We start from the raw sequence: 14,179 nt of genomic DNA, 5'->3' as shown, positions 1-14,179 counted from the left end.
TACGAAAAACCCCGGCTCGCGCCGGGGTTTTTTATTGAGTCAAATCGGGCAAAATGCCTATACCGAAACCGCTTGCAACATTTGCACGGCGGCTTGCATTTCACGCTTACGTATGTCACGGCGAATAGCGGCTTCGGCATCTTCGCCCCACTGCTCTGATGTCCAGTCCTCCTCCAGATGGGCAAGTTCCCAAGCCTCGTCGCCGGAGATTTCACCTTTGGCTACCGCTAGCGCCAAAATGGCCGAACCCGTTAGGGTTGTGATCGTATGGAGCGCCGCAATCGCAAAGGGATCGGTAAAAGCTCCAAGGTGAACACCAAAAGCGCCAAGCGCTTCGCGTGGCTGCTCCACATGGATCACACCTTCGGCCAAGATAAAACGCGCATTAAGTACAGCCGCCGCCCAGTCGATCATCGGATCCCAGGACTCTGTCTGGCGTTGGACCAGACGTTGCGGAGAACCGGCGCGATAGCAAAGCATATCCGACGAGGCAAAACGCAAAACATCTTCCAGCACCGCCTGTGGATCATTGATGATACCGTCAATTGCTGTGTTGGCCAATCGTGTTGCGGGCATCTGCGCCGGATCGATTTCCTTTTCCTGCGCGGTAAATTCGTCAGCGATGAGTTGTGCTGCGGCACGCGTTGGCAGAACCAGATTTTGCCGGGCGGGGGTTTTAACCACACGCCCATCCAGCTCCACTGAAAATCCGCCATCGCGCTCTGCAACAGCGGCCTCTTTGTAGAATCGCTTTGGCAGAGGCAGTTTTGAAGTTATTTGCGCACGGCGAACAGGGTCCGGATCAGAAAGCTCCTGTTTTGCATCCATGCTGAAAAGTTCATCGCGCATTGTTAAAGTCCATTCCTACGCCTGAGAGGTTATCCCTCTCAATTGTCTTCGTCTGCATCATTTTCGTCCAGACCCAAGAGGTTCCATGTCTGGACCATATGTGGTGGCAGAGGTGCTGTAACATCAATGATACCACCGGATGGATTTGGTATGCGAATGCGCCTTGCATGAAGATGCAGGCGATTTTGGATGCCGCCCGGAAATGACCAGTTTGTATCGGCTTCGAAATATTTCGGATCACCGATGATCGGGCAACCAATATGGGCTGCGTGAACGCGAAGCTGGTGCGTGCGCCCGGTGTAAGGCTCCATTTCAAGCCAGGTCAGCACCTGCCCTGCAGATTCAATAACCCGGTAGTAGGAAATCGCATGATCGGAATCTGGCTCGCCATGAGGGACAACGCGCATTCGGTCGCCATCTTCCGTTGCTTCCTTGGCTAGCCAGGTGGCGATTTTGTCTTCCCGCTTGCGTGGAATACCCTTGACCAGAGCCCAATAGGTTTTCTTGGTTTCACGCTCGCGAAATGCAGCGGTCAATGCCTGCGCGGCACCGCGCGTGCGGGCAACGACCAGCACACCCGAAGTATCGCGGTCAAGCCGGTGCACAAGCCGAGGCTTTTCACCTCTTTTGTTGCGCCATGCCTCCAGCATATCGTCCACGTGGCGGTTAACGCCCGAACCACCCTGAACGGCGAGACCCGCAGGTTTGTTGAAAACATAGACTTTCGGATCTTCATAAAGCAGCATCTGCTTTAGAACATCGCCATCATCGCGGCCGCGTATGCTTTTGCCGGTCAGATGGCCTTCAGCTTTGGAATCTACGGGCAGCGGCGGGATACGGACCGTCTGTCCTGCCTGAAGCCGCGTATCGGATTTGGCGCGCGACCCATCAATTCTTATCTGGCCGGAACGCAGCAATTTTTGCAAATGCCCGAAACCGAGGCCCGGATAATGTACTTTGAACCAACGGTCGAGGCGCATTTCTGCCTCACCCGTATCGACTGTTTTTTGTTCTACCGCTGCCATCAGCTCAAGCCTTTTAATCGCAGACCTTTAGATTCGGCGTGTCCTCAAGCGTATGAAACGCGGAAATCGCATCGAATGATTATTTATGGAATTACATAGGTCTTGCGGCAGCGCTTAGCACTATGCGACGGTTCTTGCGAGCCATAATCCTAAAAACACTGCGCAAATGCTCAATACGACGCTTATTAGCACGTAAAAAGCGGCGCTTGCCGTCTCGCCGCGCTGCCAAAGCATAACAACATCGAGCGAAAACGACGAAAAGGTTGTGAAACCGCCCAGTATGCCGACCGCAACGAACAGGCGAAGCTCTTCCGAACCCTCAAATCGCCGCGTTAGCAGTTCGATAAACAGGCCCATGATCAGCCCGCCAACCACATTGACCACCAACGTGCCATAGGGAAACGCGGTACCAAATAGACGTGTCATTGCCAGACCGGTGAGATATCGCAGAACCGAGCCAATGGCTCCTCCAGATGCGACCAGTAAAATTGCGTTCATGTTACATTCAGTTCGGCTGGATTAATTTGCGATCTCAGTAAGTTGACTCATCACGGGACGTTACGAGCCGTAGAAAAATGTTCCCACTTACGACAGGGAACGATCAAGACTTTAGAGCATTGAATATTGCGGTGCACAAGAGTCTGATGCAGTGTCATTTCTACGCGTTAGTGGCGGACCAAGCAATCGGAGTGGCAAAGTGTCATTATTAAACATCTATTGGAGATCCCTCCAATATCTCGGCGCCGAAAAGCGCGCGACCATGTTTATATGCATCGCCAATATTGCACTCGCTGCAAGCATGATCGTGGAACCATGGCTTGCTGGCCGGGTGATTCAGGCTATCGCAACAAAAACCGCCATCATTCCCCCGCTTAGCCAGTTGGCTGCTGTGGGCTTGTTTCATATTGGTGCCAATGTTCTGGTTTCTCGTGAAGCCGACAGGCTGGCCCATCGTCGCAAGCTCGCCGTACTAACTGAATCCTACAATCGCGTGATCAGCATGCCGCTCGCATGGCATCATCAGCGCGGCACATCAAACGCGCTGCATACATTGCTGCGCGCAATCGAAACTCTGTTCGGCCTGTGGCTCGAATTCATGCGCACCCATCTGGCAACTGCCGTTGGCCTGGTGCTGCTGTTCCCGCTTGCTCTCAGCCAGGATTGGCGTTTGACCTCAGTGCTCGTTGTGCTCGGCGTGGTCTATATGATGGTTGTCCGTGTCGTTACCAGCAAGACCAAGGATGGTCAGGCTCAGGTGGAACGTCATCACATCACAGCTTTCAGCCATGTCAGTGACTCCATGAGCAACATCTCGGTATTGCAAAGCTACAACCGTGTTGAAGAAGAAACACGGGCGTTGCAGACCTATACAAAGAACCTGCTGGATTCCCAGTATCCGGTTTTGAACTGGTGGGCTCTCGCCGCTGGTATCAACCGCATGGCCTCAACAATCTCCATGATCATCGTTTTGCTGCTTGGTTCTTATTTCGTCATGCGTGACGAGATGAATGTAGGTCAGGTTGTTGCGTTCACAGGTTTTGCCGGTTTGCTGATCGGCCGTCTCGACCAGTTGAGTGCCTTCGTGAACCAGATTTTCGCGGCTCGTGCCAAGCTTGAAGACTTCTATGCAATGGAAGAATCTGCTGCCTATGCAGTCGAGCCGAAAACTGTGCACGACATCGACAATGTAACCGGTGATGTAGAATTCGAAAATGTCTCGTTTGAATTTCCGAACTCTACGCAGGGCTTGAAGAATGTAAGCTTCAAGGCAAAGGCTGGTGAGACTGTTGCCATTGTTGGACCGACAGGTGCCGGCAAGACAACGCTGATCAATCTGTTGCAGAGGGTTTATGATCCCAAGGAAGGCCGTATTCTTGTCGACGATATCGACACGAAGACAATCAGCCGTCGCTCGTTGCGTAATGCCATTGCGACAGTGTTCCAGGATGCTGGTATGTTCAACCGCACGATTGAGGACAATATCCGCGTTGGTCGCCCCAAAGCTTCGGATGAAGATGTCTTTGCCGCTGCGGAAGCTGCCGATGCAAGCGACTTCATCCTGTCGAAGTCTGCAGGCTATAACACTGTTGTCGGCGAACGTGGCTCGCAATTGTCCGGCGGTGAGCGCCAGCGTGTGGCTATCGCCCGTGCGATCCTGAAGGATGCTCCCATCCTGGTATTGGATGAGGCAACGAGTGCTCTGGACGTTGAGACAGAGGCCCGAGTTAAAGTTGCGGTCGACAAGCTTTGCCAGAACCGTACAACGTTCATCATTGCGCACCGTCTGTCGACCGTCCGTGACGCTGACCTCGTACTGTTCATGGATCAGGGTGAAGTTGTTGAATCCGGCAGCTTTGATGATCTGGCCCGTCAGAATGGCCGCTTTACCTCACTGCTGAAGGCTGGCGGTCTGAAGCTTGATGATGACACAGCCAATGTCACGCCCTTCCCGCGCAAGCCGGAAGCGGCCTGAAAGGGTGAATAAACAAAAGGCCGCTCATGAGCGGCCTTTTTCTTTTGCGGCGATACTCCAGTAGCGCCAAGGCAGGTACCAGACCAAACGCTTATCAAGCGCTACGGGCACCGGGTCCAACCCGCTGGTGCCGCCCGGCCCACAACGGGCAAACCTGAACAACCCCATCCACCCGCCCGCCCAAAATCCATGACGCGCAATTGCCTCATAAGCATATTCTGAGCAGGTCGGCAAATGCCGACAGGAATTCCCGATGAATCCAGACAGGGTGAGTTGATAAAAGCGAACCAGCCCGGTTCCGATCAGGCGTCCCGGTGTCTTGCGCCATGGACCGCCCCAATTGCGGGAATATTTTACCGGATGCTTATGCGCGGGATCATTGCACATCCCGTCAGGCTGCGGCTTCAGCGTTTTTTCTATCGATCTGATCAAGACAATCCACAACTGCATCGAAGGTCAACATTGTGGAGTTGTGCCTGGCTTTGTAATCGCGGACAGGTTCCAGAAATTTCAAATCTTCAAAGCGACCTTCCGGGGGTGGACCATTTTCTTTCAACATGCGCAACATCGTCAGGCGTAATGCGCGAAGTTCTTCGGGCGTTGCGCCGATCACATGACGGGCCATGATTGAAGACGAAGCCTGACCGAGCGCGCATGCTTTCACATCGTGAGCAAAATCGGAAACCACGCCATTTTCGACCTTGAGATCGACGATGACAGTGGAACCGCACAGCTTGGAATGCGCCTTTGCAGACGCATCGGGAGCGTCCAAACGGCCCAGCCGTTGAATATTGCCGGCAAATTCCAGAATTCGCGTATTGTAAACGTCATTGATCATGATTTGCCACTCTTGACACAGTGTTCATCTCAAAGGCGTCACAACTCGCCGTTGATGCTCTATGAATTTCCTACAGACTACCTATATAGTATGAGAGCAGGCCCTCATAAAGTCGCGTAGATTAATTTTGCGATGGCATGTATGCCTACGGGGTGGATGATTGATCCGCTCATGCTTCAATACACCGTCCGTTCCCGCGAGGAACGATTATCGTGTATTGCCGTTTAACTCGTCGCTCCTTTGAGGGCGACTACGGGAGATCGCGATGGATGCGGTAGTGAAAAACTTGCAGCCTATAACTGCAAAACAAAATAATATTCGCCGACCAACTCAGGAAGAAGCAGAAGCAGCGGTACGCACCCTGCTTCTTTGGGCTGGCGATAATCCTGACCGCGAGGGCCTGCTCGACACGCCTGAACGCGTCGTCAAATCGTACAAGGAACTCTTCTCCGGCTATGCGCTCGACCCTGCTGATGTGCTGGGGCGGACCTTTGAAGAAATAGCTGGCTATGAGGATATGGTCCTCATTCAGGACATTCCTTTCTTTTCACACTGCGAGCACCACATGGTTCCGATCATCGGCAAGGCCCATGTCGCCTATTTGCCTGATGGTGAAAAAGTTGTCGGACTTTCGAAAATTGCGCGCGTTGTCGATATTTTCGCGCATCGCTTGCAAACGCAGGAAAGCATGACTGCCCAGATTGCCAGCGCGATACAAAGTTCCCTGCGTCCGCGCGGTGTTGCCGTCATGATCGAGGCCGAGCATATGTGCATGGCCATGCGCGGTATCCGCAAATCGGGCTCATTGACAACCACGACGACATTTACCGGATCGTTCAAGGACGAGGTCAATGATCAGGTTCGTTTCATGACCATGGTCCGAGGTCGTTGAGGACAAAATGGCAGAAACGTCTTTTCCTCGTCCTGCAGCGCATAATCATGACGTTGAAGAAGGCAATGTTTTCACCCCGCGGTTTGACGCTGCGGGGTTGATAACCGCTGTTGTTACCGATGCCAGGGACGGTGAACTTCTCATGGTCGCGCATATGAATGCCGAAGCTCTACAATTGACCATCGAGACCGGCATTGCTCACTATTGGTCACGGTCGCGGCAATCACTGTGGAAGAAGGGGGAAACCTCCGGCAATCTGCAAAGCGTTGTCGAGCTCGGCACAGATTGCGATCAGGATGCCCTCTGGCTGAAGGTTCGAGTAGCAGGAGACGGACCGACATGCCACACCGGCCGCAGGTCATGTTTTTATCGCAACATCGTTGCGCATGACGGAAAGCCGTCGCTGGTCATGAAGTTTTAGATGGCGTAATGCCTCGCATCTGCCGTTTTCTGCGTTTGTAGTCAGGTTTCATTGGTCAGCTAAGAATTGTTATTCACGCAATATTCAGCTTTTGGTTACCACAATCGAAATTGAATGAAAGTCCAAGACTCTAGGAGTTCATGCCATGCTCGAATGGGCATCGCGCCGGACACGTGCGGCGGAATCTATCGGCATCAGCAATGCCACTGATGAGAAGATCGCAGCACCTGAAAGGCCCGTTCAAAGCAAAACACCCATAGCACTTGCTCTGGGAGGCGGAGCTGCTCGTGGTTGGGCGCATATTGGCGTGCTTCGTGCTCTCGATGAAGCGGGCATAGAGATATCGATGATCGCCGGCACTTCGATTGGAGCGCTCGTTGGCGGCTGCTATCTCGGCGGCAAGCTCGACCAGCTTGAGGAATTTGCCCGAAGCCTTACCAAGCGTGGCATTTTCAGTCTGCTTGATCTGCGATTTGGTGGAAATGGGTTGTTCGGCGGTATGAAGCTGGACCGCCGATTGCGTGACCATCTCGAAGAATTATCCATCGAAGACCTGCCCAAGCGGTTCATCGCGGTGTGTACAGAAATCAATACGGGTCATGAAATCTGGCTGACGCGTGGCAGCCTCATCACCTCGATGCGCGCATCCTACGCCCTGCCCGGCGTATTTGAACCTGTCGAGTGCAATGGCCGCATCCTTGTAGATGGCGCTCTGGTCAACCCTGTGCCTGTCGCCGTCTGCCGCTCCTATGAGCAGCCACTGGTCGTCGCGGTTAACCTGCATTACGATCAGTTTGGCCGTGCAGCGGTCATAAAACACAGCGCCGAGGCACCTCATCCGCAAACTGGCGATATTGAAAATTCCGGCTTGCGGCGCCCTGCTTATTCCAAGCGCCTGGGCATTACAGGTGTGATGATGGAATCGTTCAATATCATTCAGGACCGGATTTCACGCGCTCGCATGGCGGGCGATCCGCCGGATATCGCATTATTGCCAAAAGTTGGCAAAATCGGTCTTGCAGAATTCCATCGCGCCGATGAAGCGATCCGAAGCGGATATGAAGAGACCATGACCCGCCTCGGCGAGCTTGAGCGCATGCAAAAGCTAGTGTTCTAAAGCGTTTCCAGCTTAAGCCGTCGCGATATAGCTGCGAATCTCTTGTGACTCGCGTTCCACTTCCTCGATCCGCAGCTTAACAACGTCGCCGATCGATACGATGCCATAAAGTTGGCCATCCTTTTCAACCGGCAAATGGCGGAAACGGCCTTGCGTCATCGTTTCCATGACCTGATTAATCGTATGACTTTCGTTGCAGACCTTGACCTTTATGGTCATTGTTTCTGAAATCGGCTTCCATAGAGCATCGGCACCGTCGGCCGAAATGGCGCGAACCACATCGCGTTCGGACAAGATACCTTTGATAGCCTTGTTCTCATCGCAAACGACAAGTGCGCCGATTTTGTGCTTGGCCAAAACCGTGATTGCATCCGCTAGCGACACATCAGGCGTAATGCTGAAAACGTCATAGCCCTTGCGTTCAAGAATCGATCTGACTGTCATGCGCATCCTCCTTACATGTTTGATTGCTGCATCTCCCCCGATGCTTTTAGCAACCTAACTCATCGTGCTTATATGTTGCACCCATTGCAAGTGCATTGCAATTGCGCATGTCGCCTCCATAGTTATCTTTGCACAAGAACACTCGGCTCGGATCGATTTGATAAACGCAATCCAATCTATTGATTATAAAACATCTTTTGCATTCAAAAATTGATTGCACGTATCAGGCGCGGTGCCGGTCAAACAGCGATATTCCGAAGAAACCGACGACAAATCCGCCTATATGCGCCTCCCAGGCGATCGACGCAGATTCCTCTACTCCCAATGATAAAAGCCCGGCCGCAATATTGGTGACAAACCAGACTCCAAGAAACGTCAGCACTGTGCGCATGCGCAGTGCAACGGCAATCGGCAATATGTCACCGACAAAGGCTGCCGAGTTGCGCGATGTTGAGCGACGAAATCCAAAACGCGCTGCAGCGCCCATCATGCCGGACACTGCACCGGACGCGCCCACCAGGGGAGCCATGCTATCAGGGTAAATAGCATAATGCGTCAATGCGGCGGCGATGGATGTCGCGATCCAAAAAAGTGTCAAACGCACCGGGCCAATGCGCGCCGCAAGCGGGGATCCGAATGCTGCCAGCCAGATCATGTTTAATGCGATATGAGCCACGCTTCCATGCATGAATGAATAGGAGATCGTCGTAAACCATGTCCACACGTCGCCCTGGCCGCCCATTTGCGCAAAGCGTGCAGGAATAAAGGCATAGTACCAAAGAAACTCGACAGCCTGTCCATCGTCAAGAATATAGGTCTGGTAGAGAAATACTGCGATGCAGATGCCGATAGCTGCGAGGATAATACCCGGAATGTTGAACATCGGCTCTCCGCCTGATGGTTTGTCCCGCGCTATGTCTGGTTCGGTCATTCTGTATCGGCCTCGTTTCGGTCCCGGCAAGCTATAGTATCAAGCCGGCAAGTGGAATCCCGGTTTTCGAATAATCCGATGCATAAACAGAAAGAAGGCCGCCCGGTTACGGACGGCCTTAAATTTAAGGTCAGGTATGAAATCTCGTAAACCCTTGTCTCACATTCGTTGCGACACCTCAACGTAAACCACTTGTTAACCCTAACAGCCCGCCACGGTGGACATGGACACATGAAACGTGGCGTTACCCTGCCGTCGGTGACACAGTCCGTGGACATCCGATCAGACAAACAGACAAATTTATGCAGCACGGAAGATCAAACGAGCTTATCGCTTATTGGGAGCAGTTGCGTGGCACACGCGCTGCGCCCGAACGCAGCGAGATAGCGCCTGCTGCCATCCCCCGCCAATTGGCCGATATATTCATTTTGCAGGCCAGTCAGGATACCGAAGCAAAGTTCCGGCTTGCGGGCACCCGGATTTGCTCAATTCACGGCCGCGAATTGAAAGATTCAGCTTTCGAATTGCTTTGGCAGGCAGGAGATCGCCGCAGTATCTCGCGTTTGCTTGCCAATTCGATAACCCGAAAAAGCCCCGTCGCTGTAAACGCCGAAGGCATAAGCGCACGCCAGCGCACCGCGCTGTTTGAATTCATCCTCTTGCCGCTTGCCAATGAAGTGCATGAACAATTTCTGATCGGAATGATTGTCGCCTTGGGACAGCCGTTCTGGCTAGAGTCAGACTCTATCGTCGAAAGCCGCATAAGATCAATCACGACGCTGGATACAAGTCGGAGCCAGTATGCTGGCGGATCGCGATCATCGCCAAACCCGAAAGGCGCTATTCATACAATTATCGGGCAAAATACTGACCGCCTGCAATTGCTGGATGGCGGAAAATCCTCGCGACCACTTAAAACGCGCGCGAAACCATTACCGCCACATTAAGAATCATGGAATAGCTTGTCATCAAGGCTAAACGAATTCTGCCAGTTGGACGTGACGATGCAACCTACCCACGATGGCTCAAGTCCAAACCCTACCGCTACGACAAGGTATTATAGCGTTAAAGTGCAGCTCTATGGGCGTTTTATGCTCGAAGACCGCACGGAACATGTTTGCCAGATCAGCGAAATGTCGCCTGGCAATGTTGTCATCGGCACAGATATCATGGCCCATAATGGCGAGCGCATTATCGCTTATATAGACCATATTGGCCGTGTCGAAGGAACTGTCGAAAAGCTGGTTAGTGGGGGCTTTCTCCTGTCGCTCATCGTTTCTGACCGCAAGAAAAACAAGATAGCGGCGCAGCTGACATGGCTTGCAAACAAACATGAACTGGATACGCCTGAAGATCGCCGGCATCAGCGTATCGCACCGCGCAACCCAATCACCACGCTATCCATGGCCGATGGTCGGCAATATCCCTGCCGTATTGTTGATCTATCCATATCGGGTGCAGCGGTGGAACTGCGCATGCGCCCTGCCCTGAACAGCCAGGTCATTCTCGGCACCATGAGGGGCCGTGTTGCCCGGCATTTTGACGAAGGCGTGGCAATCGAGTTTGCTTCGGTGCAAAGCCGCGACGCCATTGATGCGGCCTTTGAGAGTTAAAGCCAGTTTTTCTCTGACTTAGTTTTTCTTCACACGGCAGAAATATTTTTGGCGCGATTGCTGCGAGAGAACGGCATTTGTCTGGCATCTGTATGGAGCGCGTTAAGCCAATGGAAATAATGACATATTTATTTAAACCGATGCTTAATTCTAATATTCTGCAACTTACTTAAATCTATACTTTGTTAAACTAAATAATAATAAACATTAATACATCGTAATTGCCTAATTCCTTTATTTTTTACTACCTAATTCGATCAGATTTACTCGCCATCGTTTCCGCTCAATCAAACTCTCTCTGCCATTGTCGCCTCAACCGGGGAGACGACGGTAATGATAAAAAAGACAATCCTATTTGGCGCTGCATTCCTTTTAATGTGCATCGCCGCCTATGCTGAGGCAGGCACTTCGGCAATGATCATGAAGACCGGCGGTCGCACCTCGCAGCCGATTGGTCATTATGAATTCTGCCAGACATATCGCGGCGAATGCAGCGTCAAGAGTAGCAATGATACGCCGCTTAGCCTGACATCAAAGACATGGAATTTGCTGGTTCTGGTCAACAGTCAGGTAAACGCGCAGGTTCGCCCAGAGACGGACATGGATATCTGGGGTAAAGCAGAAGTATGGTCCTATCCGACAACAGTTGGGGACTGTGAGGATTATGTTCTCCTGAAGCGCAAGCTGCTGAATGAAGGCGGCATTCCGCTCAGCGATCTATTGATCACCGTCGTTCGGCAGATGAACGGCGAAGGTCACGCCGTGTTGACCGTGCGCACCGGCCAGGGCGATTACATTCTTGATAATCTCGAAGCCCGTATCAAGCCATGGAATGAAACGAACTATGATTACCTCAAGCGCCAATCAACGAAGAACACCGGCGCATGGGTTTCAATCAATGATGATCGCCAGGTGCTGGTCGGCAGTATCGAGCAATGAGTCCGGATCCATTGGCCGGTGCATTTACACCGGCTTGTTAAGCAATCTCCAGACCGCTCATGAAACGCTTCCCGTTTTCGACATAGTGAGCGGCAGAAAGCTTCAACTGTTCTACCGCTGCCTCGTCCAGCGTACGGACCACCCTAGCCGGTGATCCCACGATCAGGGAATTATCCGGAAATTCCTTGCGCTCGGTGACCAAAGCCCCCGCACCCACCAGAGAATTCTTGCCGATTTTTGCACCATTGAGAATAATCGCTCCAATACCGATCAGGGTATTTTCCCCAATAATACAGCCATGCAGCATAGCGCGATGCCCGATGGTGCATCCGTCGCCGATTGTCAGCGGATATCCCAGATCGGTGTGCATGATCGTGTGTTCCTGCACATTCGTATTGCGACCAATGTGAATGAGCTCGTTGTCCCCGCGCAATACAGCGCCGAACCAGATCCCGGCATTTTCACCTAGAAAAACTTTGCCGATAATCGTCGCATCAGGCGCTATCCAGTTTGACTTTCGGTGCTCAAACTGCGGTGCTTGGCCGTTAAGCGTATAAATCGGCATTTGGCGTCCTCCAGAATCACGCGGTTCATTGATACTCAATTAACCATAAATCAGCACATGAGCAGTTAGAATGCGCCGAAGGAAACCTTCGGGCTACATCATGCAGGCGACCACAGAGAAAATAGAGGCAATTTCGGCAAGCTTTCTCTTGCGAAAGGTCTTCTATGGCGTGGTCGCACTTGGCTTCTTGTCCCTATGTCTGGCTCTTGCCGGCTTTTTCCTTGGACACATAATTTCCCTTGGCGGCCATACGGAAGATCGTTCTGCGCAGCAAATCGTCATTGGCAATGACGTGCTCGAGATTCCCGCAAATATGATCCGGTTTGATAGGCAGCGGCGCGATGGCATAGCCGAGCGCGTTGACCTTTATCTGCACTGGCCGGAAATGCAGGGGTACGCCGCAGAATTTAAAAATGATTTCAATGGCGCGGGACCAGACAAGAAATTGATCTTCCTGACATTTGAGGCAAGGCAGGGATCGCAGGATATGCCGGGGCGTTATGGTCCCGTCTATCTTCCACTGACCGAAGGGCCCGGCGCTGCCGGTCCTGCCGGTTTAACGCTCCAACGCTTCAGGGGCGATAGCGGCTTCATCAATGAGGAGCTTCTCGTTGCACCGGATCACGGTGCGAAACCTTCATTTGTTGCGCGTTGTCTTGATGAACCGTCATCCCGCGATAATCTTGCATCCTGCCAAAGCGATATTTTCGTCGGCGGTGATTTGCAGCTGACCTATCGGTTTCCGAGAGAAATGCTTGAGGATTGGCCGCTTCTGGACAAAAAGATTGCAGAATTTGCGCGTGGCCACATCAAAAGTGTTGAGTGATGCTCGAGCACCACTCAACATAGTAAGAATGGGCTAAAGGTCCATTTCCAGGATTGCCATGGAGAAATTATAAGACAATTCGCCTTCGTCTTCATCCTTGTAGATCAGACCGAGGAACTCGTCGCCCAGATAAAGTTCTGCGGAGTCATCTTTCCGCGGGCGAGCCTTCACTACCAACTCCGTGTTGCGGAATGTCCGCTTGAAGTAGCTGTCGAGTTTTTTCAGTTCTTCGGGTTTCACCTAAAATCTCCTGTCTTATTCGTCGAGTCAGAGCGGTTTGCCATGTGGCATGGCGCCCTGTAAAGGGTTGACTGCAATGGTTAGTGGTAAGAACCAGGCTTATTCGAAGTTGGTAACGAGCTGATCCATGGCGCGCGAAGGCTCCGAGCAGCCTGCTTCCCCCACAATACGGGCAGGCACACCAGCCACGGTCACATTATGCGGGACAGGCTTCAGAACGACCGAACCGGATGCCACCTTTGAGCAATGACCAATTTCGATATTGCCAAGAATATTGGCTCCTGCGCCAATCAGCACGCCATTACGAATTTTCGGATGACGGTCGCCGGTCTCTTTTCCCGTGCCGCCAAGGGTAACGCCCTGCAGGATTGAAACATTGTCTTCAATAACAGCCGTCATGCCCACAACGATGCCCGTTGCATGGTCGAAAAACACGCCCTGCCCCATGGGAACTGCGGGATGAATATCTGTCTGGAAAACTGAAGATGAGCGGCTTTGCAGATAAAGCGCAAAATCATGACGACCCTCATGCCACAACCAGTGCGCAAGACGATGGGTCTGGATAGCCTGAAACCCCTTGAAATAAAGGATGGGCTCCATAAACCGCGTGCATGCCGGATCGCGGTCATAAACAGCCTGTATGTCGACGCGTAAAATCTGCGACCAGGAAGGATTGGCGTCGAGCATGGCTGTAAACGTCTGGCGCAGCAGTTCCGACTCCACATCCGGGTGGTCAAGGCGCTGGGAAATACGATGTATAACCGCCTGTTCCAGCGACTGATGGTTCAGGATGGTAGTGTAAAGAAATGTCGCAAGCAGCGGCTCATTGCGCACGACCTCTTCTGCCTCGGCCCGGATCGCATGCCAGATCGGGTCGATCTGTTTGATCGATCCAGTCATCTTTATAGGAAGGCTTGCTGACATTTTCTAGCTCCAGGCATTCAGCCGAATTTTATACTCTGCAACGGATTATACGGCAAAAGTGGTTTCTTGACACCTCAAAATC

Annotated in this window: 18 protein-coding genes; 8 read left to right on the top strand and 10 right to left on the bottom strand. The window is 52.3% G+C overall.

Going from position 1 to position 14,179, the window contains the following annotated elements; all coding sequences use genetic code 11:
• Positions 1-57: 57 nt before the first annotated feature.
• The 3 genes from ACTJI9_RS14930 to crcB all read right to left on the bottom strand — a co-directional run bounded on the left by ACTJI9_RS14930 (position 58) and on the right by crcB (position 2,372).
• Positions 58-849 (bottom strand): ATP12 family chaperone protein, encoded by a 792-nt coding sequence (locus ACTJI9_RS14930; protein ID WP_440808985.1) that lies wholly within the window; start codon positions 847-849, stop codon positions 58-60.
• 38 nt (positions 850-887) lie between these two features.
• Entirely contained in the window at positions 888-1,874 is a 987-nt protein-coding gene (locus ACTJI9_RS14925; RefSeq protein ID WP_115053156.1) for an RluA family pseudouridine synthase, read from the bottom strand.
• A gap of 120 nt (positions 1,875-1,994) precedes the next feature.
• Entirely contained in the window at positions 1,995-2,372 is a 378-nt protein-coding gene (gene crcB, locus ACTJI9_RS14920; protein WP_115053157.1) for a fluoride efflux transporter CrcB, read from the bottom strand.
• 199 nt (positions 2,373-2,571) lie between these two features.
• Between crcB and ACTJI9_RS14915 the strand changes: the two genes are divergently transcribed.
• Entirely contained in the window at positions 2,572-4,347 is a 1,776-nt protein-coding gene (locus ACTJI9_RS14915) for a glucan ABC transporter ATP-binding protein/ permease (RefSeq protein WP_115053158.1), read from the top strand.
• Between the two features lie 24 nt (positions 4,348-4,371).
• Here ACTJI9_RS14915 and yidD read toward each other — a convergent pair whose 3' ends face one another.
• Together yidD and ACTJI9_RS14905 are read right to left on the bottom strand one after the other, a co-directional pair.
• Complete coding sequence (gene yidD / locus ACTJI9_RS14910; protein WP_440808982.1) at positions 4,372-4,734, bottom strand: membrane protein insertion efficiency factor YidD; 363 nt, start codon at positions 4,732-4,734, stop codon at positions 4,372-4,374.
• Between the two features lie 4 nt (positions 4,735-4,738).
• A complete protein-coding gene (locus tag ACTJI9_RS14905; protein WP_307284793.1) occupies positions 4,739-5,185 on the bottom strand; it encodes an iron-sulfur cluster assembly scaffold protein in 447 nt (148 codons plus the stop codon).
• A 265-nt stretch (positions 5,186-5,450) separates the two neighbouring features.
• Between ACTJI9_RS14905 and folE the strand changes: the two genes are divergently transcribed.
• The 3 genes from folE (at position 5,451) to ACTJI9_RS14890 (ending at position 7,615) form a co-directional block, all read left to right on the top strand.
• Positions 5,451-6,077, top strand: coding sequence for a GTP cyclohydrolase I FolE (gene folE / locus ACTJI9_RS14900; protein WP_115053161.1), 627 nt, complete (start codon positions 5,451-5,453; stop codon positions 6,075-6,077).
• Positions 6,078-6,084: 7 nt separating this feature from the next.
• Positions 6,085-6,498 carry a phosphoribosyl-AMP cyclohydrolase gene (gene hisI / locus ACTJI9_RS14895; RefSeq protein WP_115053162.1) on the top strand — a complete coding sequence of 138 codons (414 nt, stop codon included), beginning with the start codon at positions 6,085-6,087 and terminating at the stop codon, positions 6,496-6,498.
• Between the two features lie 145 nt (positions 6,499-6,643).
• A complete protein-coding gene (locus tag ACTJI9_RS14890; protein ID WP_115053163.1) occupies positions 6,644-7,615 on the top strand; it encodes a patatin family protein in 972 nt (323 codons plus the stop codon).
• Between the two features lie 12 nt (positions 7,616-7,627).
• Here ACTJI9_RS14890 and ACTJI9_RS14885 read toward each other — a convergent pair whose 3' ends face one another.
• The gene (locus ACTJI9_RS14885) at positions 7,628-8,059 is read right to left on the bottom strand and encodes a CBS domain-containing protein (RefSeq protein ID WP_336440169.1); all 432 of its coding nucleotides are present in this window, start codon (positions 8,057-8,059) and stop codon (positions 7,628-7,630) included.
• A gap of 223 nt (positions 8,060-8,282) precedes the next feature.
• Positions 8,283-8,990: a rhomboid family intramembrane serine protease gene (locus tag ACTJI9_RS14880; RefSeq protein WP_336440170.1), complete on the bottom strand. Its 708-nt coding sequence runs from the start codon at positions 8,988-8,990 to the stop codon at positions 8,283-8,285.
• A 302-nt stretch (positions 8,991-9,292) separates the two neighbouring features.
• On the opposite strand from ACTJI9_RS14880, the gene ACTJI9_RS14875 reads away from it, so the two are divergent.
• The 3 genes from ACTJI9_RS14875 (at position 9,293) to ACTJI9_RS14865 (ending at position 11,542) form a co-directional block, all read left to right on the top strand.
• Positions 9,293-9,937, top strand: coding sequence for a PAS domain-containing protein (locus ACTJI9_RS14875; protein ID WP_440808976.1), 645 nt, complete (start codon positions 9,293-9,295; stop codon positions 9,935-9,937).
• A gap of 57 nt (positions 9,938-9,994) precedes the next feature.
• Entirely contained in the window at positions 9,995-10,603 is a 609-nt protein-coding gene (locus ACTJI9_RS14870) for a PilZ domain-containing protein (protein WP_115053168.1), read from the top strand.
• A 333-nt stretch (positions 10,604-10,936) separates the two neighbouring features.
• A complete protein-coding gene (locus tag ACTJI9_RS14865) occupies positions 10,937-11,542 on the top strand; it encodes a transglutaminase-like cysteine peptidase (RefSeq protein ID WP_115053169.1) in 606 nt (201 codons plus the stop codon).
• 37 nt (positions 11,543-11,579) lie between these two features.
• Here ACTJI9_RS14865 and ACTJI9_RS14860 read toward each other — a convergent pair whose 3' ends face one another.
• Positions 11,580-12,107: a gamma carbonic anhydrase family protein gene (locus tag ACTJI9_RS14860; RefSeq protein ID WP_115053170.1), complete on the bottom strand. Its 528-nt coding sequence runs from the start codon at positions 12,105-12,107 to the stop codon at positions 11,580-11,582.
• A 70-nt stretch (positions 12,108-12,177) separates the two neighbouring features.
• Between ACTJI9_RS14860 and ACTJI9_RS14855 the strand changes: the two genes are divergently transcribed.
• A complete protein-coding gene (locus tag ACTJI9_RS14855; RefSeq protein ID WP_440808971.1) occupies positions 12,178-12,933 on the top strand; it encodes a hypothetical protein in 756 nt (251 codons plus the stop codon).
• A 33-nt stretch (positions 12,934-12,966) separates the two neighbouring features.
• Here ACTJI9_RS14855 and ACTJI9_RS14850 read toward each other — a convergent pair whose 3' ends face one another.
• Together ACTJI9_RS14850 and cysE are read right to left on the bottom strand one after the other, a co-directional pair.
• Positions 12,967-13,173 (bottom strand): DUF3126 family protein, encoded by a 207-nt coding sequence (locus ACTJI9_RS14850; RefSeq protein WP_008122972.1) that lies wholly within the window; start codon positions 13,171-13,173, stop codon positions 12,967-12,969.
• 99 nt (positions 13,174-13,272) lie between these two features.
• Positions 13,273-14,097: a serine O-acetyltransferase gene (cysE, locus tag ACTJI9_RS14845; RefSeq protein ID WP_115053171.1), complete on the bottom strand. Its 825-nt coding sequence runs from the start codon at positions 14,095-14,097 to the stop codon at positions 13,273-13,275.
• Positions 14,098-14,179: the final 82 nt, after the last annotated feature.

The sequence above is a fragment of the Phyllobacterium sp. 22552 genome, assembly GCF_052044585.1.
Lineage (GTDB): Bacteria > Pseudomonadota > Alphaproteobacteria > Rhizobiales > Rhizobiaceae > Phyllobacterium > Phyllobacterium ifriqiyense.
The sequence above is the reverse complement of the archived record's forward strand: the minus strand, read 5'-3'. Positions and strand labels throughout refer to the sequence as shown.

What these genes read in the sequence shown, in the direction of transcription:
- hisI (WP_115053162.1), top strand. Translation starts at nt 6,085, where the DNA reads ATGGCAGAAACGTCTTTTCCTCGTCCTGCAGCGCATAATCATGACGTT.
- ACTJI9_RS14860 (WP_115053170.1), bottom strand. Translation starts at nt 12,107, where the DNA reads ATGCCGATTTATACGCTTAACGGCCAAGCACCGCAGTTTGAGCACCGA.
- yidD (WP_440808982.1), bottom strand. Translation starts at nt 4,734, where the DNA reads ATGTGCAATGATCCCGCGCATAAGCATCCGGTAAAATATTCCCGCAAT.
- folE (WP_115053161.1), top strand. Translation starts at nt 5,451, where the DNA reads ATGGATGCGGTAGTGAAAAACTTGCAGCCTATAACTGCAAAACAAAAT.
- ACTJI9_RS14885 (WP_336440169.1), bottom strand. Translation starts at nt 8,059, where the DNA reads ATGACAGTCAGATCGATTCTTGAACGCAAGGGCTATGACGTTTTCAGC.
- ACTJI9_RS14905 (WP_307284793.1), bottom strand. Translation starts at nt 5,185, where the DNA reads ATGATCAATGACGTTTACAATACGCGAATTCTGGAATTTGCCGGCAAT.
- ACTJI9_RS14930 (WP_440808985.1), bottom strand. Translation starts at nt 849, where the DNA reads ATGCGCGATGAACTTTTCAGCATGGATGCAAAACAGGAGCTTTCTGAT.
- ACTJI9_RS14880 (WP_336440170.1), bottom strand. Translation starts at nt 8,990, where the DNA reads ATGACCGAACCAGACATAGCGCGGGACAAACCATCAGGCGGAGAGCCG.
- ACTJI9_RS14865 (WP_115053169.1), top strand. Translation starts at nt 10,937, where the DNA reads ATGATAAAAAAGACAATCCTATTTGGCGCTGCATTCCTTTTAATGTGC.
- cysE (WP_115053171.1), bottom strand. Translation starts at nt 14,097, where the DNA reads ATGTCAGCAAGCCTTCCTATAAAGATGACTGGATCGATCAAACAGATC.
- ACTJI9_RS14875 (WP_440808976.1), top strand. Translation starts at nt 9,293, where the DNA reads ATGCAGCACGGAAGATCAAACGAGCTTATCGCTTATTGGGAGCAGTTG.
- crcB (WP_115053157.1), bottom strand. Translation starts at nt 2,372, where the DNA reads ATGAACGCAATTTTACTGGTCGCATCTGGAGGAGCCATTGGCTCGGTT.
- ACTJI9_RS14870 (WP_115053168.1), top strand. Translation starts at nt 9,995, where the DNA reads ATGCAACCTACCCACGATGGCTCAAGTCCAAACCCTACCGCTACGACA.
- ACTJI9_RS14855 (WP_440808971.1), top strand. Translation starts at nt 12,178, where the DNA reads ATGCGCCGAAGGAAACCTTCGGGCTACATCATGCAGGCGACCACAGAG.
- ACTJI9_RS14890 (WP_115053163.1), top strand. Translation starts at nt 6,644, where the DNA reads ATGCTCGAATGGGCATCGCGCCGGACACGTGCGGCGGAATCTATCGGC.
- ACTJI9_RS14925 (WP_115053156.1), bottom strand. Translation starts at nt 1,874, where the DNA reads ATGGCAGCGGTAGAACAAAAAACAGTCGATACGGGTGAGGCAGAAATG.